This is a genomic window from Micromonospora chalcea (assembly GCF_028768405.1).
GTDB classification, from domain to species: Bacteria; Actinomycetota; Actinomycetes; order Mycobacteriales; family Micromonosporaceae; genus Micromonospora; species Micromonospora chalcea.
In genome coordinates this window covers 3,991,299-4,010,066 of the sequence record NZ_CP118233.1, presented here as the reverse complement: position 1 = coordinate 4,010,066, position 18,768 = coordinate 3,991,299, and the positions used below count along the sequence as shown (strand labels likewise).

General features: G+C 73.5%; 17 protein-coding genes. 8 read left to right on the top strand and 9 right to left on the bottom strand.

Annotation, left to right across the window (positions count from 1 at the left end; genetic code table 11):
• Positions 1-4: 4 nt before the first annotated feature.
• Genes PVK74_RS17510 through PVK74_RS17490 form a run of 5 tightly spaced genes read right to left on the bottom strand, consistent with a single transcriptional unit; the run spans position 5 to position 7,518 of the window.
• Positions 5-1,093 (bottom strand): uroporphyrinogen-III synthase, encoded by a 1,089-nt coding sequence (locus PVK74_RS17510; RefSeq protein ID WP_064446600.1) that lies wholly within the window; start codon positions 1,091-1,093, stop codon positions 5-7.
• Positions 1,093-1,440, bottom strand: coding sequence for a nitrite reductase small subunit NirD (gene nirD, locus PVK74_RS17505; RefSeq protein WP_043328283.1), 348 nt, complete (start codon positions 1,438-1,440; stop codon positions 1,093-1,095). Before nirD ends, PVK74_RS17510 begins: the two co-directional genes overlap by 1 nt.
• Complete coding sequence (gene nirB, locus PVK74_RS17500) at positions 1,437-3,944, bottom strand: nitrite reductase large subunit NirB (RefSeq protein ID WP_274476804.1); 2,508 nt, start codon at positions 3,942-3,944, stop codon at positions 1,437-1,439. The genes nirD and nirB overlap by 4 nt, the downstream gene beginning before the upstream one ends.
• The gene (locus PVK74_RS17495; RefSeq protein WP_274476803.1) at positions 3,941-5,413 is read right to left on the bottom strand and encodes an FAD-dependent oxidoreductase; all 1,473 of its coding nucleotides are present in this window, start codon (positions 5,411-5,413) and stop codon (positions 3,941-3,943) included. The genes nirB and PVK74_RS17495 overlap by 4 nt, the downstream gene beginning before the upstream one ends.
• A complete protein-coding gene (locus PVK74_RS17490) occupies positions 5,410-7,518 on the bottom strand; it encodes a molybdopterin oxidoreductase family protein (protein ID WP_274476802.1) in 2,109 nt (702 codons plus the stop codon). The genes PVK74_RS17495 and PVK74_RS17490 overlap by 4 nt, the downstream gene beginning before the upstream one ends.
• Positions 7,519-7,665: 147 nt before the next feature.
• On the opposite strand from PVK74_RS17490, the gene PVK74_RS17485 reads away from it, so the two are divergent.
• Positions 7,666-8,376 carry a class I SAM-dependent methyltransferase gene (locus PVK74_RS17485; protein WP_043328289.1) on the top strand — a complete coding sequence of 237 codons (711 nt, stop codon included), beginning with the start codon at positions 7,666-7,668 and terminating at the stop codon, positions 8,374-8,376.
• On the opposite strand, the gene PVK74_RS17480 is transcribed toward PVK74_RS17485, so the two are convergent.
• Both PVK74_RS17480 and PVK74_RS17475 read right to left on the bottom strand, forming a co-directional pair.
• Positions 8,349-8,948, bottom strand: coding sequence for a PIN domain-containing protein (locus PVK74_RS17480; protein WP_083296964.1), 600 nt, complete (start codon positions 8,946-8,948; stop codon positions 8,349-8,351). The genes PVK74_RS17485 and PVK74_RS17480 overlap by 28 nt on opposite strands.
• A gap of 40 nt (positions 8,949-8,988) precedes the next feature.
• On the bottom strand, positions 8,989-9,456 hold the full coding sequence (locus PVK74_RS17475; protein WP_043328291.1) for a helix-turn-helix domain-containing protein: 468 nt from the start codon (positions 9,454-9,456) through the stop codon (positions 8,989-8,991).
• Positions 9,457-9,626: 170 nt separating this feature from the next.
• On the opposite strand from PVK74_RS17475, the gene PVK74_RS17470 reads away from it, so the two are divergent.
• From PVK74_RS17470 to glmM, 6 genes are all read left to right on the top strand, one after another.
• Positions 9,627-9,884: a DUF6364 family protein gene (locus PVK74_RS17470; protein WP_030501570.1), complete on the top strand. Its 258-nt coding sequence runs from the start codon at positions 9,627-9,629 to the stop codon at positions 9,882-9,884.
• Positions 9,874-10,167, top strand: coding sequence for a type II toxin-antitoxin system PemK/MazF family toxin (locus tag PVK74_RS17465; protein WP_043328292.1), 294 nt, complete (start codon positions 9,874-9,876; stop codon positions 10,165-10,167). Before PVK74_RS17470 ends, PVK74_RS17465 begins: the two co-directional genes overlap by 11 nt.
• Positions 10,168-10,288: 121 nt before the next feature.
• The gene (locus tag PVK74_RS17460; protein ID WP_043328294.1) at positions 10,289-11,656 is read left to right on the top strand and encodes an MFS transporter; all 1,368 of its coding nucleotides are present in this window, start codon (positions 10,289-10,291) and stop codon (positions 11,654-11,656) included.
• Positions 11,657-11,865: 209 nt separating this feature from the next.
• Entirely contained in the window at positions 11,866-12,309 is a 444-nt protein-coding gene (rplM, locus tag PVK74_RS17455; protein ID WP_013288574.1) for a 50S ribosomal protein L13, read from the top strand.
• A 20-nt stretch (positions 12,310-12,329) separates the two neighbouring features.
• Entirely contained in the window at positions 12,330-12,794 is a 465-nt protein-coding gene (gene rpsI, locus PVK74_RS17450; protein ID WP_030501567.1) for a 30S ribosomal protein S9, read from the top strand.
• Positions 12,795-12,910: 116 nt separating this feature from the next.
• Positions 12,911-14,266, top strand: a complete 1,356-nt coding sequence (glmM, locus tag PVK74_RS17445; protein WP_030501566.1) for a phosphoglucosamine mutase — start codon at positions 12,911-12,913, stop codon at positions 14,264-14,266.
• 43 nt (positions 14,267-14,309) lie between these two features.
• Here glmM and PVK74_RS17440 read toward each other — a convergent pair whose 3' ends face one another.
• Both PVK74_RS17440 and PVK74_RS17435 read right to left on the bottom strand, forming a co-directional pair.
• Positions 14,310-15,494, bottom strand: a complete 1,185-nt coding sequence (locus tag PVK74_RS17440; protein ID WP_043328296.1) for a pyridoxal phosphate-dependent aminotransferase — start codon at positions 15,492-15,494, stop codon at positions 14,310-14,312.
• Between the two features lie 31 nt (positions 15,495-15,525).
• On the bottom strand, positions 15,526-16,506 hold the full coding sequence (locus tag PVK74_RS17435) for an MmpS family transport accessory protein (RefSeq protein WP_043328298.1): 981 nt from the start codon (positions 16,504-16,506) through the stop codon (positions 15,526-15,528).
• A gap of 271 nt (positions 16,507-16,777) precedes the next feature.
• Here PVK74_RS17435 and glmS point away from each other — a divergent pair, with 271 nt between their 5' ends.
• Complete coding sequence (glmS, locus tag PVK74_RS17430) at positions 16,778-18,691, top strand: glutamine--fructose-6-phosphate transaminase (isomerizing) (RefSeq protein ID WP_043328300.1); 1,914 nt, start codon at positions 16,778-16,780, stop codon at positions 18,689-18,691.
• Positions 18,692-18,768: the final 77 nt, after the last annotated feature.

The window sequence follows — 18,768 nt, the reverse complement described above, 5'->3', positions numbered from 1 at the left end:
CGGGTCAGTCGACCCGCAGGCGGTACCCCCGCTTGACGACCGTCTGCACCACGCGGGGCGCCTTCAGGCCGACCCGCAGCCGGGCGACGGCCATCTCCACGGCGTGCTCGTCGGCGCCGCGCGGCAGCGTACGCAGCAGCGCGGTGCGGGAGAGCACCTTGCCGGGTGACGCGGCCAGCGCCCGCAGCACGGCCATCGGGGCCGGCGCGAGCTGGCGCAGTTCCCCGTCCACCACCGCGGCGTGGCCGCGCAGCGTCAGCACGTGCCCGGCCGCCTTCACCGAGACCGTGCGCCGGGGCAGCTCCTCGACGATGGTGCGGACCAGCGCGCCCAACCGGGCCCGGCTCGGCGCGCTCACCGGCACCCCACGCCGGACCAGCGGCTCGGCGGTGACGGTGCCCACGCACCCGGCCAGCACGTCGCCGCGCAGCGCCTCCAGCACCGTCTCGGTACGGTCCCCGGCCGCCCGCAGCAGGGCCTCGGCCGCCGGAGCCGAGGTGAACGTGACCGCGTCGACGAGCCGCCCGGCGACCAGGTCGATGAGCCGGTGCAGCGGCGCCGGATCGGCCGGCGGCGCCCACCGGTAGACCGGCACCTCGATCACCGTGGCCCCGGCCGCCACCAGCGCGTCGGTGCACTCGGGTTGCCGCTCACCGTGCAGTTGCATCGCCACCACGTGGCCGGCCACGCCGCGCGCGACCAGGTGCTCCACCACCTCGTCGCAGCTCTCCGAGCCCGGCGACCAGTGCTCGCGCAGTCCGGCGGCGCGGATCGCCCCGGTCGCCTTCGGGCCCCGGGACACCACGTACGCGCGGGCGAGCGTGGCGCGCAGCGGCTCGGCCAGCCCCCAGCCCTCGGCCGCCTCCAGCCAGCCCCGCATGCCGATGCCGGTGTTGGCCATCAGCACGTCCGGCGGATGTTCCAGGCAGGCCCGGGTGGCCTCACGCAGGTCGGTGTCGTCGGCGAGCGGGACGATCCGCAGCGCCGGGGCGAGCACCACCCGCGCCCCGCGCCGCTGGAGCAGCGCGGCCAGTTCGTCGCGCCGCCGGTCCGCGGTGACCCCGATGGTGAAGCCGGCCAGCTCGTCGCGCATCACTGCTCCTGCCGTAACCGCACCTCGACCTGGCCGTCCCGGCAGCGCACCCGGTGCCGCGTCAACGTCACGCCGGGCAGGTCCAGGCACCGCCCGGTGGTGAGGTCGTAGACCTGCTTGTGCAGCGGCGAGGCGAGCGTCGGCACGCCGCCCCGGCTGCCCACGAGACCGCGGGACATGACGTACGCGCCGCCGACCGGGTCGAGGTTGTCCACCGCGTACAGCCCGTTCGCGGTGCGGAACACCGCCACCTGCACGCCGTCGACGAGCGCGGCCACGCCCCGGTCGAGGTCGAGCCGGTCCAGCGGGCAGACCGGCGTCCAGTCCAGCGTGACGACGGGGCTCATCGGCGTACCTCCGGCAGTCCGAGCGCTACGGGTTGGCGGCGGTGCCCGGCGTCCCGCGCCGGCACCGGCTGGCCCCGCTCCCGGGTGAACGAGATGGACGGGTCGGGCACGCCGGGCGCGTTGACGAACGAGGTGAAGCGGCGCAGCCGGTCCGGGTCGTCCAGCACGTCGCGCCACTCGTCGGAGTAGCTCGTGACGTGCCGGGCCATCGCCGCGTCCAGGTCGGCGCAGAGGCCGAGCGAGTCGTCCACGATCACCGACCGGAGGTGGTCCAGGCCGCCGTCCATCGCCTCGATCCAGGCGGCGGTGCGCTGCAACCGGTCGGCCGTGCGGATGTAGTACATGAGGAACCTGTCGATCAGCGTGACCAGCTCGGCGGTGCTCAGGTCGGTGGCGAACAGGTCGGCGTGCCGGGGCCGGAAGCCGCCGTTGCCGCCGACGTACAGGTTCCAGCCGCCCTCGGTGGCGATGACGCCGAAGTCCTTGCTCCGGGCCTCGGCGCACTCGCGGGCGCAGCCGGAGACCGCGGACTTGAGCTTGTGCGGCGCGCGCAGCCCCCGGTAGCGCAGCTCCAGCGCGACGGCGAGCCCGACCGAGTCCTGCACGCCGTAGCGGCACCAGGTGTCGCCGACGCAGGACTTCACGGTACGCAGCGCCTTGCCGTACGCGTGGCCCGACTCGAAGCCCGCGTCGACGAGCCGGCGCCAGATCTGCGGCAACTGGTCGACCCGCGCGCCGAACAGGTCGATCCGCTGCCCGCCGGTGATCTTCGTGTAGAGCTGGAAGTCGCGGGCCACCTCGCCGATCGCGATCAGCTTCTCCGGGGTGATCTCCCCGCCGGGAATCCGGGGCACCACCGAGTAGCTGCCGTCGCGTTGCAGGTTGGCCAGGAAGTGGTCGTTCGTGTCCTGCAGTGACGCCGCCTCGCCGTCGAGCACGTGACCGGCGCCGAGCGAGGCCAGGATGGAGGCCACCACCGGCTTGCAGATGTCGCAGCCGCTCCCGCGCCCGTGCTCGGCGACGAGCCGGGAGAACGTGCGGATGCCCCGCACCCGGATCAGGTCGAACAGCTCCTGCCGGCTCAGGTCGAAGTGCTCGCACAACGCGGTGGACTGGCGCACCCCGGCGGCGTCCAGCAGCTGCTTGAGCATCGGCACGCAGGAGCCGCAGCTCGTACCGGCCCGGGTGCACGCCTTCAACGCCGGCACGTCGGTCGCCCCGCCGGCGATCGCCGCGTCCAGGTCGGCCCGGGTCACCGCGTTGCAGGAGCAGACCTGGGCGGCGGCCGGCAGCGCCCCCGCGCCGGCGCCCGCGCCGCCGGCCGGCGCCAGCAACGCCAGCGGGGGAGCGGGCAGCGGCCCGCCGACACTGGCCCGCAACGCCGGGTACGCGCTCGCGTCCCCGACCAGCACGCCGCCCAGCAGCGTCCGCGCGTCGTCGGACAGGACCAGCTTCGCGTACGCGCGGGTGGCCGGATCGGTGAACGTCACGTCCAGGCAGCCGGGGGTGACGCCGTGCGCGTCGCCGAACGAGGCCACGTCCACGCCGAGCAGCTTGAGCTTCGTGGCGGTGTCCGCGCCGGGGAACGTGGCCGCGCCGCCGAGCAGCCGGTCCGCGACCACCTCGGCGGTGGCGTACCCGGGCGCGACCAGCCCGTGGCAGACCCCGTCCACCGCGGCGCACTCACCGACCGCCCAGATCCGCTCGTCGGCGGTGCGGCAGGAGGCGTCCACCAGCACGCCGCCGCGCGGGCCGAGCGGCAGTCCGGCAGCCCGGGCCAGCTCGTCGCGCGGCCGGATCCCGGCGGCCACCACCACCAGCTCCGCGTCCAGCGTGCGCCCGTCTGCGAGGTCGAGCGCGGCCACCGTGCCGTCCGGCCCGGGACGCAGCGCCGTGGTGGCCACCCCGAGGTACGGCGTGACGCCCAGCTCCTCGACGTAGCGGCGCAGCATCGACCCGCCCGCCTCGTCCACCTGCACCGGCATCAGCCGGGGCGCGAACTCGACCACGCTCGTGGTGAGCCCGAGCAGCCGCAGCGCGTTCGCCGCCTCCAGCCCGAGCAGCCCGCCACCGATCACCACGCCGGTGCGCCGCCCCCGGGCGTGCTCCCGGATCGCGGTCAGGTCGTCCAGCGTCCGGTAGACGAAGACGCCTGGCAGATCGGTGCCGTCGACCGGCGGCACGAACGCGTACGAGCCGGTGGCGAGCACCAGCGCGTCGTACGGGTACTCGCCGGCCGCCGTGGTCACCACGCGCCGTGCCCGGTCGACGCCGGTGGCCGGTTCGCCCAGGCGCAGGTCCACTCCGGCGTCGGGGGTGTGCACAGTCAGCTCGTCGGCGTCCACCCCGTCGAAGACGGCCGAGAGCCGCACCCGGTCGTACGCCGGACGCCGCTCCTCGGCCAGCACCGTGACCCGCCACCGCCCGCCGGTGTCCCGGGCCCGCAGCGCCTCGACGAAGCGCTGCCCGACCATGCCGTTCCCGACGACAATCAGCTCACTCATGACGCCACCTTCACCGTCTCGCGTACCGCGTCGGTCGCCTGCGGGTCGGCCTCGGCGAGCCAGGCGGCGATGCCGGCCACCGCGTCCCGGCAACTGCCGCAGCCGGTGCCGGCCCGGGTCGACGCGGACAACGCCGCCGCCGTCCGGGCGCCCGCCCGCCAGCACGCCACCAGCGCGCCCTTGCTCACGTCGTTGCACCGGCACACGGTCGCGGCGTCCGGCATCAGCGCCGGGGACGCGGCCGGCCCGGCCGGCGCCTCGCCGAACGCCCGGCCGAGCAGCAGCGAACGCCGGTCCGCCGGCACCGGCGCGCCCCTGTCGAACAGCTGCACCACAGTGCCGACCGCCGGGTTGTCGCCGAGCAGGATCGCGCCGGTCAGCCGCTCGTCCCGGATGCGCAGCCGGGCGTACGTGCCCCGGGCCGGGTCGGCGAAGGTCAGCTCCTCGACCGGCCCGCCCGGGTCGCCGGTCCCGGCCACGTCGCCCATCGCGGCCAGATCGATGCCGGCCGCCTTGAGCCGGGTCACCGCCGGGCGGGGCCGATAGCGGGCCAGCGGGTCCGCGCCGGTCAGCACGTCGGCCACCACCCGGGCCTGCGCCCAGGCCGGCGCGACAAGCCCGGTCAGCGTGCCGTCGTGCTGCGCGCAGTCGCCGATCGCCGAGATCCGCCGGTCACTGGTCCGCATCCGGTCGTCCACCACCACGCCCCGCTCGACGGCGAGTCCGGCCGCCGCGGCCAGCGCGGTGTCGGGGCGTACCCCGCAGCAGAGCACCAGCAGGTCGGCGTCGAGCGTCCCGGCGTCGCCCAGGTGCAGGCGGACGCCGTCGGCGTCGGCGGTCACGGCGGTGGCCGCCGCGCCGAGCCGGGACCGGACGCCCAGGCCGGCGAGCGTGCCCGCGAGGACCGCGCCGGCCGGTGGGTCGAGCTGACGTTCCATCAGGTGCCCGACCGGGTGGACCACTGTCACGTCGAGACCCCGCGCGGCCAGCCCGCGGGCCGCCTCCAGGCCCAGCAGCCCGCCGCCGAGCACGACGACGCGGCGCGCGCCCTCGGCGGCGGCGAGGATCCGCCGGCAGTCGCCGAGCGTGCGGAACGGGACGACCCGCTCGGGCATCGGCGCGAGGCCCGGCAGCGGCGGCACCACGGCCCGGCTGCCGGTGGCGAGCACCAGGTGGTCGTACCCGTGTCGCTCGCCGTCGTCGGTGACCACCTCGCCGGCGGCGCGGTCCACGACGGTGACCGCCGCGCCGGTGTGCACCTCGACGCCCGGCCCCACCGCTTCGACCAGCTCCACGTCCGGCTCACCGATGCGTCCGGCGAGCAGCGTGGAGAGCATGATCCGGTTGTACGCGCGGTGCGGCTCCGCCCCGAGCACGGTGATCGAGTGGTCCCCGCCGCGTGCGTGCAGCTCGGCGGCGAGCCGGGCGCCGGCCATGCCGTGGCCGACGACGACGATGCGCTCGTTCATGCCGGCTCCACCCGGACCGCGCAGATCTTGAACTCGGGCATCCCGGAGACCGGGTCGAGCGCGTCGTTGGTGACCGAGTTGGCGCGTTGCGCGCCGGGCCAGTGGAACGGGGCGAAGACGGTGTCCGGCCGGATCGCGGTGCTGAGCCGGGCCGGAGCCCGTAGCTCACCCCGGCGGGAGACCACACGTACCGGCGCTCCCTCGGTCACGCCGAGCCGTGCCGCCAGGTCCGGGTGCAGCTCGACGAAGCCGCCCGGCGCGGCCCGGCGCAACGCGGCGACCCGCCGGGTCTGCGCGCCGGACTGGTACTGCGCGAGCACCCGGCCGGTGGTGAAGTGCAGCGGATAGTCGGCGCACACCGACTCGGCGGCCGGCCGGTGGGTCACGGCGTGGAACCGGGCCCGGCCGTCCGGGGTGGGGAAGCGGTCGGCGAACAGCCGGGGCGTGTCCGGGCCGTCCCGGTCCGGGCAGGGCCAGAACACGCCTGTGTCGGCGTCGATCCGGTCCCAGGTGATCCCGGCGTAGTCGGCCGGACCGCCGGCCGAGGCCCGGCCCAGCTCCGCGAACACCTCGCGCGGGTCGCTCGGCAGTGGCGCGCCGTCGGTCAGCCGCCCGGCGAGCGCGGCGAGGATCTCCAGCTCGGTACGGACCCCGGCCGGTGGCTCACGCAGCGCCCGGCGGCGCAGCACCCGGCCCTCCAGATTGGTCATCGTGCCGTCCTCCTCGGCCCACTGGGCGACCGGCAGCACCACGTCGGCCAGCTCGGCCGTCTCGGAGCGGACGAAGTCCGCCACCACGAGCAGGTCCAGGGCGCGCAGCCGGGACTCGACCCGCGCGGCGCGGGGCGCGGACACGACCGGATTGGAGCCGAACACCAGCAGCGCCCGCGCGCCCGACGGCGTGCCCAGCGCGTCCAGGAGCTGGTACGCGGGCACCCCCGGCCCGGGTAGCGAGTCCGGTTCGACGCCCCACACCCCGGCGACGTGCGCGCGGGCCGCCGGATCGTCGATACGCCGGTAGCCGGGGAGCTGATCGGCCTTCTGCCCGTGTTCCCGGCCGCCCTGCCCGTTGCCCTGCCCGGTCAGGCAGCCGTAGCCGGAACCGGGGCGGCCGGGCAGGCCCAGGGCGAGCGCCAGGTTGATGAGGGCGGTGACCGTGTCCACGCCCTTGGCGTGTTGCTCGGCGCCCCGCGCGGTGAGAATGATCGCCCGGTCCACTGTGGCCAGCGCGCGGGCGGTCGCGTACAGGTCGGCCACCGGCACGCCGGAGAGCCGCTCCACCTCCGCCGGCCAGTAGCCGGCCACCGTCCGCCGGACCTCGTCGAAGCCGGTGGTCCGCTCCGCCACGTACGCCCGGTCCAGCCAGCCCTCGGTGAGCGCGATGTGCAGCAGCGCGTTCGCCACCGCGAGGTCGGTGCCGGGCAGCGGTTGCAGGTGCAGGTCGGCCTGGCGGGCGGTAGCGGTGGCGCGCGGGTCGACCACGATCAGCCGGCCGCCGCGTTCCCGCAGGTCGGTGACGTGCCGCATCAGCGGCGGCATGGTCTCGGCCGGGTTCGCGCCGACCAGCAGCAGCGTGTCCGCGCGGCCGAGGTCCGCCAGCGGGAACGGCAACCCCCTGTCGATCCCGAACGCCCGGTTGCCGGCCGCCGCGGCCGAGGACATGCACCAGCGTCCGTTGTAGTCGATGTGCCGGGTCCGCAGCGTCACCCGGGCGAAGCGGCCCAGCGCGTACGCCTTCTCGTTGGTGAGGCCGCCACCGCCGAAGACCGCTACCGCGTGCGGCCCGTGGCGCTGCTGCACGTCCCGCACCCCGGCGGCGATCCGGTCGAGCGCCTCGTCCCAGGTCGCCGGGCGCAGCTCGCCGCCGGGCCGGTCGCGCAGCAGCGGGGTGGTGAGCCGGTCCGGGTGGTCGAGCAGGTCGGCAGCGGTCCAGCCCTTCTGGCACAGCCCGCCCCGGTTGGTCGGGAAGTCCCGGGCGCCGACCTCGACGCCGTCGCCGGTGGCGCGCAGCACCATGCCGCACTGCAGGGCGCAGTACGGGCAGTGCGTGGCGGCCTGCGCGGGGCCTGAACCCGTTCGCGTCGCCGTGCGTGCACCGTCTGTCATGTCGGAAAAGCGTGCCGTCGGGCGGTTTCCGGTCCGGGTCTGCTCTGTTTCGGTCCTGTCACGAGCGCTTCACACCGCACGTAGGTGACGTCGTCCCCGGCGGGGTTTACAATGTGGGAAAATTGTCTCAAATAACGGGAGGCTCTGATGGGCGTGGCGGACGCGTTCGACGCGGTGGCCGGCAGCTACGACCAGGCCCGACGCCGCCTGGTGCCCTGCTTCGACGCCTTCTACGGCACCGCCGTCGAGGTGGCCGCGCCGCCGCTGCGTGCCGCGCTCGCCGCCGGGCGTACCCCCGAGGTGCTGGACCTGGGCGCGGGCACCGGCCTGCTGTCCCTGCTGCTGACCGCGGCCGTGCCCGGCGTCCGCCTGACGCTCGTGGACGGCGCCCCCGGCATGCTCGCGGTGGCCGCCGGACACCTGACAGAACGCGGCGTGGCGCACCGCACTGTGCACGCCGACCTGGCCGACCCGCTGCCCGCCGGCCGGTACGACGCGGTGGTCTCCGCGCTGGCCATCCACCACCTCGACGACGAGGGCAAACGGGCGCTGTACAAGCGGGCCGCGGGCGCGCTGGCGCCGGGCGGCGTGTTCGTCAACGCCGAGCAGGTGGCCGGGCCGACGCCGGCGCTGGACCGCCGCTACGACGAGGTGTGGACGGCGCGGATCACCGAGCTGGGCTCGGACGCCGAGGAGATCGCCGGCGCCCGGCAGCGGATGCGGCACGACCGGCCGGCCACGGTGGCAGACCAGTGCCGGTGGCTGACCGAGGCGGGTCTGGTGGACGTGGACTGCTTCTTCAAGGAATGGCGTTTCGCAGTCTTCGGCGGTCAGCGGCCGGACGGTTCGGCGAGGTGATTCTCGAGCCGATCGGCGAAACGGGGCGCGCCGGCCTTCCGTAGATGGGTGATCAGTTCGACCGCGTCCTTGTCCTCGGCGACCAGGCTGCGCCGGTAGTAGTCGATCTGCCGCGCCAACGTCCTCATGACCAGAGGCATCGAACGGTCGGCCACCCAGTTGAGGAACTCGTCGCCGGTGCGGACCGACAGCGATTCCCGTACGCATTCCGGCGGAAAGGCGCGCCGGTCGTCGGTCACCAGGATGTCGGCGCGGCTGTGCACGGCGGCGGCCAGCACGTGCCGGTCGTCCGGGTCCGGCGGGCACGGGACGTCGTTCGGCGAATAGCCGGTGACGAGGCCGTACGGGAACGCCTGGACGAAGCGGCGTCGCTGGCCGCCGATCGCCTGCTCGGAATGCTCGGGCCGCTTACGGCGCAGGCGATACATCCATTCCGCCAGAACGTCCTCGCTGTACCGCAGATCGAAGACGGCGCAGTCGCCTTCGAGCGCGAGAAGACTGATCCAGTCGCGAAGGGTCCTGGAATAGAGAATGTTCGCGTCCAGGAACACCAGTGGGGCGCTGGGGATCACAGTGGACACCCTACCCAGCGCCCACTGGCCGGGCCCGGAACTACACGTCGTCGGTGAAACCCAGCGCGTCGGACTCCCACATCAGGGCCTCGTACGACTTCCGTCGCTCTTCCATTTGTCGTTGCCGGAATGCGAGGACGTCGCGGAGGAAGAGGCGCCGGTGGCTGCCGACCCGGTGGGAGGCGATCGATCCGTTCTCCAGGAGACGGACGAGTGTGGGGCGGGACATGCCCAGCAGCCTCGCCGCCTCGGTCGTCGTCAGTTCGCGGGAGATGGCGCTGATCGCGACGCCGTCGCCGCGGGCGAGCATCGCCGAGATCTGATGGAGGACGTCGAACATCTGGGCGGGAACCTCGACCTCTTCGCCGTCCGCCGAGACGAGTCGGGCCACGCCTTCGCCCGCAGCGAGGGGATGCCGTACGAGGAACTCCTCCATGGCGGCCGCCTTCCGGCGCTCCGCTCCCTCGGTGGGCATGACCGAGGCGGCCATGCCGGTGCTGAGGCTCATCGCGGCTCCCTGTGGCAGATGTGGCTCGCGTCCGTTCGGACCTCCTCCATGGTCGCGTCCAAGTGCAATATCCGCAACCAGCTTCACTTGTTTCACCTGCTGGTGTCCGATTCCTCGTCCGGCGGGAACGAGGATGACTGCTGGTCATACCGCTGGGTAGTCTTCCCGGCATGACCGCCAAGGTGACACTGTCGTTCTCCGACGAGACGATCGAGGAGGCGCGCCGGTTCGCCAAGCGGGAAGGGCTCTCCCTCTCCGCCTGGATGGACCAGGCCGCCCGGGAGAAGGCGCTGCGCGAGGTCTTCACCGCGCACGCCGACGCGGTCGGCCGTGCCGGCCTGGACCTGGAAGCCGCCGCCCTGGCCGACGCCCAGGAGGCCGCGCTCGTCGACGACGCCCTGTTCGGCGGGCGTCCGCGTGCTGCGTAGGGGCGAGGTCTGGCGCATCTCCGGCGCCCGGGAACGGTTCGGTCTGGTGATCAGCTCCGACGTCTACAACGCCACTGCGGTACCCATCGTGATCGTGGCCGAGGTGGTCGAGGAGTCGCTGCTGCGCGACTCGCCGCTGGCCGTGCCGATGGGCCCGTACGTGGTGATGCCCGACCGGATCTCCGCACCGATGAAGAAGTGGTTCGCCGAGTGCGTGGACGTGGCCGACACCGAGACCATGCAGCGGGTCGGCCGGGCCCTGCGGATCCTCCAGGAGCTGTGACCGCCTCACCGGCGCCCTCCGGCGGACGTGCGATCTCCGTTGCCGAGCCGACGCGCGCGGGGTACGCCGGGGAAACCACCGGCTGAGAGCGTCCCCTCGTCATCGACGAGGAGGAGTCGCCGTGAGCACGCTCGTTTCCGCACCGACCCGGCCGTCGGCCCGCACCGCCGGACGGCTCACCGAATGGCGGCCGGAGGACCCGGCGTTCTGGGCCGCCGGGGGCGCCCGGGTCGCCCGGCGCAACCTGTACGTCTCGATCTTCGCCGAGCACGTCGGCTTCTCCGTGTGGAGCCTCTGGTCGGTGACCGTGTTGTTCCTGGGTCCCGAGTACGGCATCGACCCGGCCGGGAAGTTCCTGCTCACCGCCGTACCGGCCGCGCTGGGGGCGGTGCTGCGGCTGCCGTACACGCTGGCGGTGGCCCGCTTCGGCGGCCGGAACTGGACCATCGTGAGCGCGTTGCTGCTGCTCGTGCCGGCGGTGCCGATGGCGGTGCTGATCGAGCCCGGGGTGTCGTACGCCACGTTGATGGTGCTGGCCTGCCTGTCCGGCGTAGGCGGGGGCAACTTCGCCTCCTCGATGGCGAACATCAACCTGTTCTTCCCGGAGCGGCTCAAGGGCCGGGCGCTGGGGCTCAACGCCGGTGGCGGCAACCTGGGCGTACCTGCCGTGCAACTGGTCGGGCTGGCGGTGCTGGCGACGGCCGGCGCCGCGTACCCCCGGCTGGTGCCGGCGGTCTACCTGCCGCTGATCGTGCTGGCCGCGCTGGCCGCGGCCCGCTGGCTGGACAACGTTCCGGGGGCGCGTAACGAGCCGGGCGCGCTGCGCGCGGCGGCCCGCGATCCGCACACCTGGGTGATGTCGCTGCTCTACGTGGGCACGTTCGGCTCGTTCATCGGCTTCGGGTTCGCCTTCGGCCAGGTGCTCCAACTCCAGTTCCACGAGCGGTTCCCGACGCCCGTCGACGCCGCCTGGCTGACCTTTCTCGGGCCGCTGATCGGGTCGCTCATCCGGCCGGTGGGCGGCCAGCTCGCCGACCGGCTGGGCGGGGCCCGGGTCACGTTCTGGAACTTCGTGGCGATGGCCGCCGGCGCCGGGCTGGTGCTGTACGCGGCCCGGGAGCGCTCGTTCCCGCTCTACCTGGCCGGGTTCCTGGCGCTGTTCGTCTTCTCCGGCATCGGCAACGGCTCGACGTACAAGATGATCCCGGCGATCTTCCGGGCCCGGGCCGTCGCGGAGAGCGAGCTGACCGGCGACCCGGAGGCGGCGCAGCGGCGGGCCCGGCGCCTGTCCGGGGCGGTGATCGGCATCGCCGGGGCGGTCGGAGCCTCGGGCGGGGTGCTGGTGAACGTGGCGTTCCGGCAGTCGTTCCTGACCTCCGGCACGGCTGACGCCGCCTACCTGGCATTCATCGCCTGGTACGCGCTCTGCTTCCTGGTGACCTGGGTGGTCTACCTGCGTCCCGGGCCGCGTACGCTGGTCGGCGTGTGAGCTGCGCCATGGCGAACGCGCAGGCCACGCGGGGTACTACCCCGTTTTGACCTGCCGCCGGGCGGCCGGGTATCGTTGCCTGCTGTTGTACGACATTCTTAGGCGTGCCGCATCAGGTACGCTTGGTCGTTCGTGCGCGCTGGTCCGGCTGGGTATTCCCGGTCACCTCGGCGCGCGACCCCAGACCGACGACGAGACAAGGTAGACCTGTGCGTACGTACAGCCCGAAGCCGGGTGAGATCGAGCGTCAGTGGCACGTCATCGACGCCTCTGATGTCGTGCTGGGCCGCCTGGCGACCCACGCCGCCACGCTCCTGCGTGGCAAGCACAAGCCGACTTTCGCGCCGCACGTCGACACGGGCGACTTCGTCGTCATCGTGAACGCGGGCAAGGTCGCGCTGACCGGCAACAAGCGCCAGACCAAGGTCGCTTACCGCCACTCCGGTTACCCGGGTGGTCTGAAGCGGGTCGGCTACGACGAGCTGCTCACCAAGCGGCCCGAGCGGGCCATCGAGCTGGCCGTGAAGGGCATGCTCCCGCACAACAAGCTGGGCCGTCAGCTTCTCAAGAAGCTGAAGGTCTACGCCGGTGCCGAGCACCCGCACACCGCGCAGCAGCCGGTGCCGTTCGAGATCAAGCAGATCGCGCAGTGAGCGCGGGCGAAGGAAGCAGCATGACCGACATCACCGCCACCGAGGTCGCCCCCGAGGCCACCGAGGCGCCGGCGCCCGTCGCGCGCGCGCCCCGTGGTGACCGCCCGATCCAGACCGTGGGTCGGCGCAAGGAAGCCATCGTCCGGGTCCGGATCGTCCCGGGCAGCGGCAAGATCACCTGCAACGGCCGCGACCTCGAGGCCTACTTCCCGAGCAAGGTGCACCAGCAGCTCATCAAGGACCCGCTGGTCACCGCCGAGAAGGCCGAGGCGTTCGACGTGATCGCCAACCTGCGTGGCGGCGGCACCACCGGCCAGGCCGGCGCGCTGCGGCTCGCCATCGCCCGGGCGCTGATCGTCAGCGAGCCCGACGACCGCCCGGCCCTGAAGAAGGCCGGCTTCCTGACCCGTGACGCCCGGGTCAAGGAGAGCAAGAAGTACGGCCTCAAGAAGGCCCGCAAGGCTCCTCAGTACTCGAAGCGCTGATCACCACAAGCGCCTTGTACTTCTGACGGACGGCCGGTCCGCTTCCCCTTCCCGGGAGGCGGACCGGCCGTTCCGCGTTTCTCTCCTCATCGGCAGTTCCACGGAGGTTGGCGGGTATGGGCCGGTTGTTCGGCACGGACGGCGTACGCGGGCGGGCGAACGCGGATCTCACCCCGGAGTTGGCGCTTGCGGTCGCGGTGGCCGCGGCCCACACGCTGGCCGAGACCGACAAGAGCCATCCGCCGCTCGCGGTGGTCGGCCGGGACACCCGGGCCAGCGGCGAGATGCTGGAGGCGGCGGTGGTCGCCGGGCTCACCAGCGCCGGCGCCAACGTGGTCCGGGTCGGCGTGCTGCCCACCCCGGCCGTGGCGTTCCTCACCGCCGAGGCCAAGGCCGACCTGGGCGTGATGCTCTCCGCCTCGCACAACCCGATGCCGGACAACGGCATCAAGCTCTTCGCCGCCGGCGGGCACAAGCTGCCTGACGAGATCGAGATGCGGATCGAGGAGGCGGTGAAGGCGAACGCCACCACCGCCTGGAAGCGCCCCACCGGCGCCGGCGTCGGCCGCGTACACGACCTGCTCGACGGCGCCGACCACTACGTGCAGCACCTGGTCGGCACCGTGCCGCACCGCCTCGACGGGATCAAGGTCGTGGTCGACTGCGCCAACGGCGCGGCGGCCGACGTCGCCCCGGTCGCCTACCGCGAGGCAGGCGCCGAGGTCATCGCCATCCACGCCGAGCCGGACGGGCTCAACATCAACGACGAGTGCGGCTCCAACCACATCGACGCGCTGCGCGCCGCCGTGGTCGAGCACGGCGCGCACCTCGGCATCGCCCACGACGGCGACGCCGACCGCTGCGTCGCGGTCACCGCCGACGGCGACGAGGTCGACGGCGACCAGGTCATGGCGATCCTCGCGCTGGCCATGCGGGACGCCGGCGAGCTGACCCAGGACACCCTGGTCGCCACCGTGATGAGCAACCTCGGTCTCCGGCTGGCCATGTCCGAGCACGGCATCCGGCTGGTCGAGACCAAGGTCGGCGACCGGTACGTGCTGGAGGAGCTGCGCGCCTCCGGCCTGGCGCTCGGCGGCGAGCAGAGCGGGCACATCGTGCTGCCCGCGTACGCGACCACCGGCGACGGCGTGCTGACCGGCCTGCACCTGATGGCGCGGATGGCCGCCACCGGCACCTCGCTGGCCGAGCTGGCCGCCGTGGTCACCAAGCTGCCCCAGGTGCTGATCAACGTGCCGGTCGGCGACCGTACCGTCGGTGCCGCCGCACCGGCCGTCCGGGCCGAGGTCGAGCGCGCCGAGGCGGAGCTGGGCGAGACCGGCCGGGTGCTGCTGCGCCCGTCGGGCACCGAACCGCTGGTGCGGGTCATGGTCGAGGCGGCCACCGAGGACACCGCGCGCGAGGTCGCCGAGCGCATCGCCGAACAGGTCCGCACCGCCAGCCCGGTCGCCTGAGCCACGCCGCCCGCCCGCTGGGGATCTCCCTCCAGCGGGCGGTTCAGTTTCCGCGCAGACCGCGCAGCCGGGTCACCGCCTCGGCCAGCACCTCCGGCCGCTTGCAGAACGCGAACCGGACCAGCCGGCGGCCGGCCTCCACGTCGTCGTAGAACACCTGCGTCGGCACCGCCACCACGCCGCAGCGCTCCGGCAGCGCCCGGCAGAACTCCACCCCGTCCCGGCCACCGAGCGGCGTGACGTCGGCGGTGACGAAGTAGGTGCCCTCCGGCGCGAGCACGCCGAACCCGGCGTCGGCCAGCCCGGCGACGAGCTGGTCCCGCCGGCGTTGCATGTCGTCCCGGAACCCGGTGAAGTAGGCGTCCGGCAACCCGAGCGCCACCGCCACCGCCGGTTGCAGCGGCCCGGCGTTGACGAACGTGAGGAACTGCTTCACCCGCAGCACCGCCGCCACCAGCGGCGCGGGTCCGCTCACCCAGCCGACCTTCCAGCCGGTGCAGGAGAACGTCTTGCCGGCCGACGAGATGCGAAGCGTCCGCTCCCGCATGCCGGGCAGCGTGGCCAGCGGCACGTGCGGCGCGGCGGCGTCGGTGAACACCAGGTGCTCGTACACCTCGTCGGTGACCGCGTACACGTCGTGTTCCCGGCACAGCTCGGCGACCGTCGTCAGCTCGTCGGCGGTGAAGACCTTGCCGGTCGGGTTGTGCGGCGAGTTCAGCAGCACCAGCCGGGTACGCGGCCCGAACGCGGCGCGCAGCTCGTCCGGATCGAACGCGTACCTGCCGTCGGCGCCGGGCCGCAGCGTCACCGGGCGGCGCACCGCTCCGGCGAGCGCGATCGAGGCGGCGTACGAGTCGTAGTACGGCTCGAAGCAGATCACCTCGTCACCCGGCTCGCACAGCGCGAGGATGCTCGCCGCGATCGCCTCGGTCGCGCCGGCCGTCACGACGATCTCGCCGTCCGGGTCGTACTCCAGGTCCCAGAACCGTCGCTGGTGCTCGGCGACGGCGGCGCGCAGCGCGGGGATGCCCGGGCCGGGCGGGTACTGGTTGTGGCCGGTACGCAGCGCCTCGGCGGCGGCGGCGAGCATCTCCGGCGGGCCGTCGGTGTCCGGGAAGCCCTGCCCGAGGTTGACCGCCCCGGTACGCACGGCCAGCGCGGACATCTCGGCGAAGACGGTGGTGCCGAACGGCCGCATCCGGGCCACCAGGGGATCGGTCGTCGTCACGGCTGCGAGCCTACGGCCCGCCACCACGGGCTCACCAGCCGAAGCAGGTCACGCCCCACCTTCCCGACTTCTGGGAGACGACCTTGCCGTCGATGGTTATCCGGCAGGTCAACCCAGCAGCGCTTCCGGGCATGGTGACGATCTGGACCCGCTCACGGTTGTTCGTGGTGAACCTCAGCCGCCAGGACGAGTCCACCAGGTTGAGCTGGTGGAAGTCGCCGTTCGCGTCGTAGTACTGCACCTCCGCGTCGCCCTCGGAGCCGGTCACCTCGTACAGCACTGTGTACTTGCCGGGGCCGCCGGACGGGGTGGTCGCCGGCCTCGCCGGGGGCGCGCTCGGGTCGTCGGTCCAGTCGCCGGGCTCGCCGTAGATCGGCTCCTCGTACCCGGTGCCGGCTGCGGTCCCGTCGTCCATGGTGCTGCCGAGGAAGGCCAGCCCGACGCAGCCGCAGACGATCAGCGCCAGGACGGTGACGATGCCGACCACCACCCCGACCGCCCAACCGCCGCCGCTGCGGCGCGGCGGCATCCCCGGGTACGCGTACGGCGGCGGGTAGGGCCCCGGCGGGTACGCGGTGGGCGGGAACGGCCCGGGCGGATACGTGCCGGGCTGGTAGGCGCTCGGCGGTGGGGACGAGCCAGGGGTGCCCGGCTGCGCCGGCCAGCCCGGTGCTCCCGGCTGGGCCGGCCACTGCGGTGCGTCCGGGTTGGCGGGCCCGCCCGGCGTCCCGGGCTGTCCCTGGTCGCCGGCGCCCGGCGAGTCGGCCGGAGCGGCCCGGCCCGGATCGCCCGCCGGCCGCCCCTCGGCGCCGCCCGCCTGACCGGGGTGACCGGCGCCGGGGGCGCTCCAGGGCGACGGTGACGACGGCGACCAGGGCTCGGGTGGCGTCCACGGCTGCGGAGCGGCCAGCGGGTCCGGCGGGGTCCAGGTGGAGGGCTGCGGGGTCACCGGCGCGGCGGTCGGGTCGACCGGTCCGGAGGTCGGCTCGGGGGAAGGGGTCGTCTCGGACATCGGCTCAGCTCACAGGGGTACGGCGCGGACGCCCGCGGAACGATGGGCCCGGGGGCGGAGCCCGGCCCCAATGTAGGCCGTGGCGGCCACCCGCGTGGACCCGGTCCGCCCGGTGCGCGGCACGTCCCGAACCGGTACGCAAACGGCAGATGAGCCCGGCTGGTGCGTTGTCCGACATAGCAACCCCGGTGTTCGGTTCGCTCAAATTCAGTGATCGTTAACCGGCCTTCCGAGCACGCGCGATGAGCGAAACTCGGTTAGGCTGCGGACCATGTGTGGAATCGTGGGTTACGCCGGTGCCCGCCCGGCGCTCGGCATCGTGCTTGACGGACTGCGGCGGCTCGAATACCGCGGCTACGACTCGGCCGGTGTCGCCGTGGTCTGCGAGGACGAGCTGCTGACCGAGAAGAAGGCCGGCAAGCTCGCGAACCTGGAGAAGGTCCTCTCCGAGCGGGCGGCCGACAACCCCGAGGACTGCGCCGCCAGCCCGATCGGCATCGGCGACGGCACCACCGGCATCGGCCACACCCGCTGGGCCACCCACGGCGGCCCGACCGACCGCAACGCCCACCCGCACCTCTCCCCGGACGGCCGCGTCGCGGTGATCCACAACGGCATCATCGAGAACTTCGCGAAGCTCCGCGCCGAGCTGGAGGACGAGGGCGTCGAGTTCGCCAGCGACACCGACACCGAGTGCGCCGCGCACCTGATCGCCCGCGCGCTGGCCGACCTGCGCGCGGCCGGCGAGACCGACAGCCCGCAGCTCCTCGCCGCCGCCATGCGCGTGGTCTGCGGGCGCCTGGAGGGCGCGTTCACGCTGCTCGCCGTCGACGCCGGCATCCCCGGCGCGGTGGTCGGCGCCCGGCGCAACTCGCCGCTGGTCGTCGGTCGGGGCGACGGCGAGAACTACCTGGCCAGCGACGTCGCCGCGTTCATCGAGCACACCCGGGACGCGGTCGAGCTGGGGCAGGACCAGATCGTCCTGATCACGCCGGACAGCATCGACATCACCGACTTCCACGGTCAGCCGGCCAGCGGCACCGACTTCCACATCGACTGGGACTCGTCGGCCGCCGAAAAGGGCGGCTACGACTGGTTCATGCTCAAGGAGATCGAGGAGCAGCCGCAGGCCATCGCCGACACGCTGCTGGGCCGGCTCACCGAGACCGGCGAGATCGCCCTCGACGAGGTCCGCCTGAGCGAGCAGGACCTGCGCGACGTCGACAAGATCTTCATCGTCGCCTGCGGCACCTCCTACCACGCCGGCCTGGTCGCCAAGTACGCCATCGAGCACTGGACCCGAATCCCCTGCGAGGTGGAGCTGGCCAGCGAGTTCCGCTACCGCGACCCGGTGCTGGACCGGTCCACGCTGATCGTGGTGATCTCGCAGTCCGGCGAGACGATGGACACGCTGATGGCGCTGCGCCACGCCAAGGAGCAGAAGGCCCGCGTGCTGGCCATCTGCAACACCAACGGCTCGACCATCCCGCGCGAGTCCGACGCCGTGCTCTACACCCACGGCGGCCCGGAGATCGCCGTCGCCTCCACCAAGGCGTTCCTCACCCAGGTCGTCGCCTGCTACCTGATCGGCCTGCACCTGGCCCAGGTGCGCGGCATCAAGTTCGCCGACGAGGTGGGCGCGGTGGTCGCCCAGCTCCAGGATATGCCGGGCAAGCTGCGGGAGCTGCTGGACCGGATCGAGCCGGTCCGTGAGCTGGGCCGCGAGCTGAAGTCCGAGCCGACGGTGCTGTTCATCGGCCGGCACGTGGGCTACCCGGTGGCGCTGGAGGGCGCGCTGAAGCTCAAGGAGCTGGCGTACATGCACGCCGAGGGCTTCGCCGCCGGTGAGCTGAAGCACGGCCCGATCTCGCTGATCGACCAGGGCACCCCGGTGATCTGCATCGTGCCGTCGCCGGTCGGCCGGGGCATGTTGCACGACAAGGTCGTCTCCAACATCCAGGAGGTACGCGCCCGGGGCGCCCGCACGATCGTGATCGCGGAGGAGGGCGACCAGGCGGTGGTCCGCTACGCCGACCACCTGATCTACGTGCCGCGTACGCCGACACTGCTGGCGCCGCTGGTGACCACCGTGCCGTTGCAGGTGCTCGCCGCCGAGATCGCCGCCGCCCGCGGGCACGACGTGGACCAGCCCCGGAACCTGGCCAAGTCGGTCACCGTCGAGTAGTCCGCTTTTCGCCAGCGGTCCCTCCACCCGTCGGCCGGGGGGAGGGACCGCGCCGTCTCCGGCCCGCCCCGGGCGGC

Bases quoted from the DNA above. Each gene is read 5' to 3' on its own strand.
- PVK74_RS17495 (WP_274476803.1), bottom strand. From the start codon at position 5,413: ATGAACGAGCGCATCGTCGTCGTCGGCCACGGCATGGCCGGCGCCCGG.
- nirB (WP_274476804.1), bottom strand. From the start codon at position 3,944: ATGAGTGAGCTGATTGTCGTCGGGAACGGCATGGTCGGGCAGCGCTTC.
- PVK74_RS17510 (WP_064446600.1), bottom strand. From the start codon at position 1,093: ATGCGCGACGAGCTGGCCGGCTTCACCATCGGGGTCACCGCGGACCGG.
- rpsI (WP_030501567.1), top strand. From the start codon at position 12,330: ATGACCGACATCACCGCCACCGAGGTCGCCCCCGAGGCCACCGAGGCG.
- PVK74_RS17475 (WP_043328291.1), bottom strand. From the start codon at position 9,456: ATGAGCCTCAGCACCGGCATGGCCGCCTCGGTCATGCCCACCGAGGGA.
- PVK74_RS17485 (WP_043328289.1), top strand. From the start codon at position 7,666: ATGGGCGTGGCGGACGCGTTCGACGCGGTGGCCGGCAGCTACGACCAG.
- PVK74_RS17490 (WP_274476802.1), bottom strand. From the start codon at position 7,518: ATGACAGACGGTGCACGCACGGCGACGCGAACGGGTTCAGGCCCCGCG.
- PVK74_RS17470 (WP_030501570.1), top strand. From the start codon at position 9,627: ATGACCGCCAAGGTGACACTGTCGTTCTCCGACGAGACGATCGAGGAG.
- PVK74_RS17435 (WP_043328298.1), bottom strand. From the start codon at position 16,506: ATGTCCGAGACGACCCCTTCCCCCGAGCCGACCTCCGGACCGGTCGAC.
- glmM (WP_030501566.1), top strand. From the start codon at position 12,911: ATGGGCCGGTTGTTCGGCACGGACGGCGTACGCGGGCGGGCGAACGCG.
- nirD (WP_043328283.1), bottom strand. From the start codon at position 1,440: ATGAGCCCCGTCGTCACGCTGGACTGGACGCCGGTCTGCCCGCTGGAC.
- glmS (WP_043328300.1), top strand. From the start codon at position 16,778: ATGTGTGGAATCGTGGGTTACGCCGGTGCCCGCCCGGCGCTCGGCATC.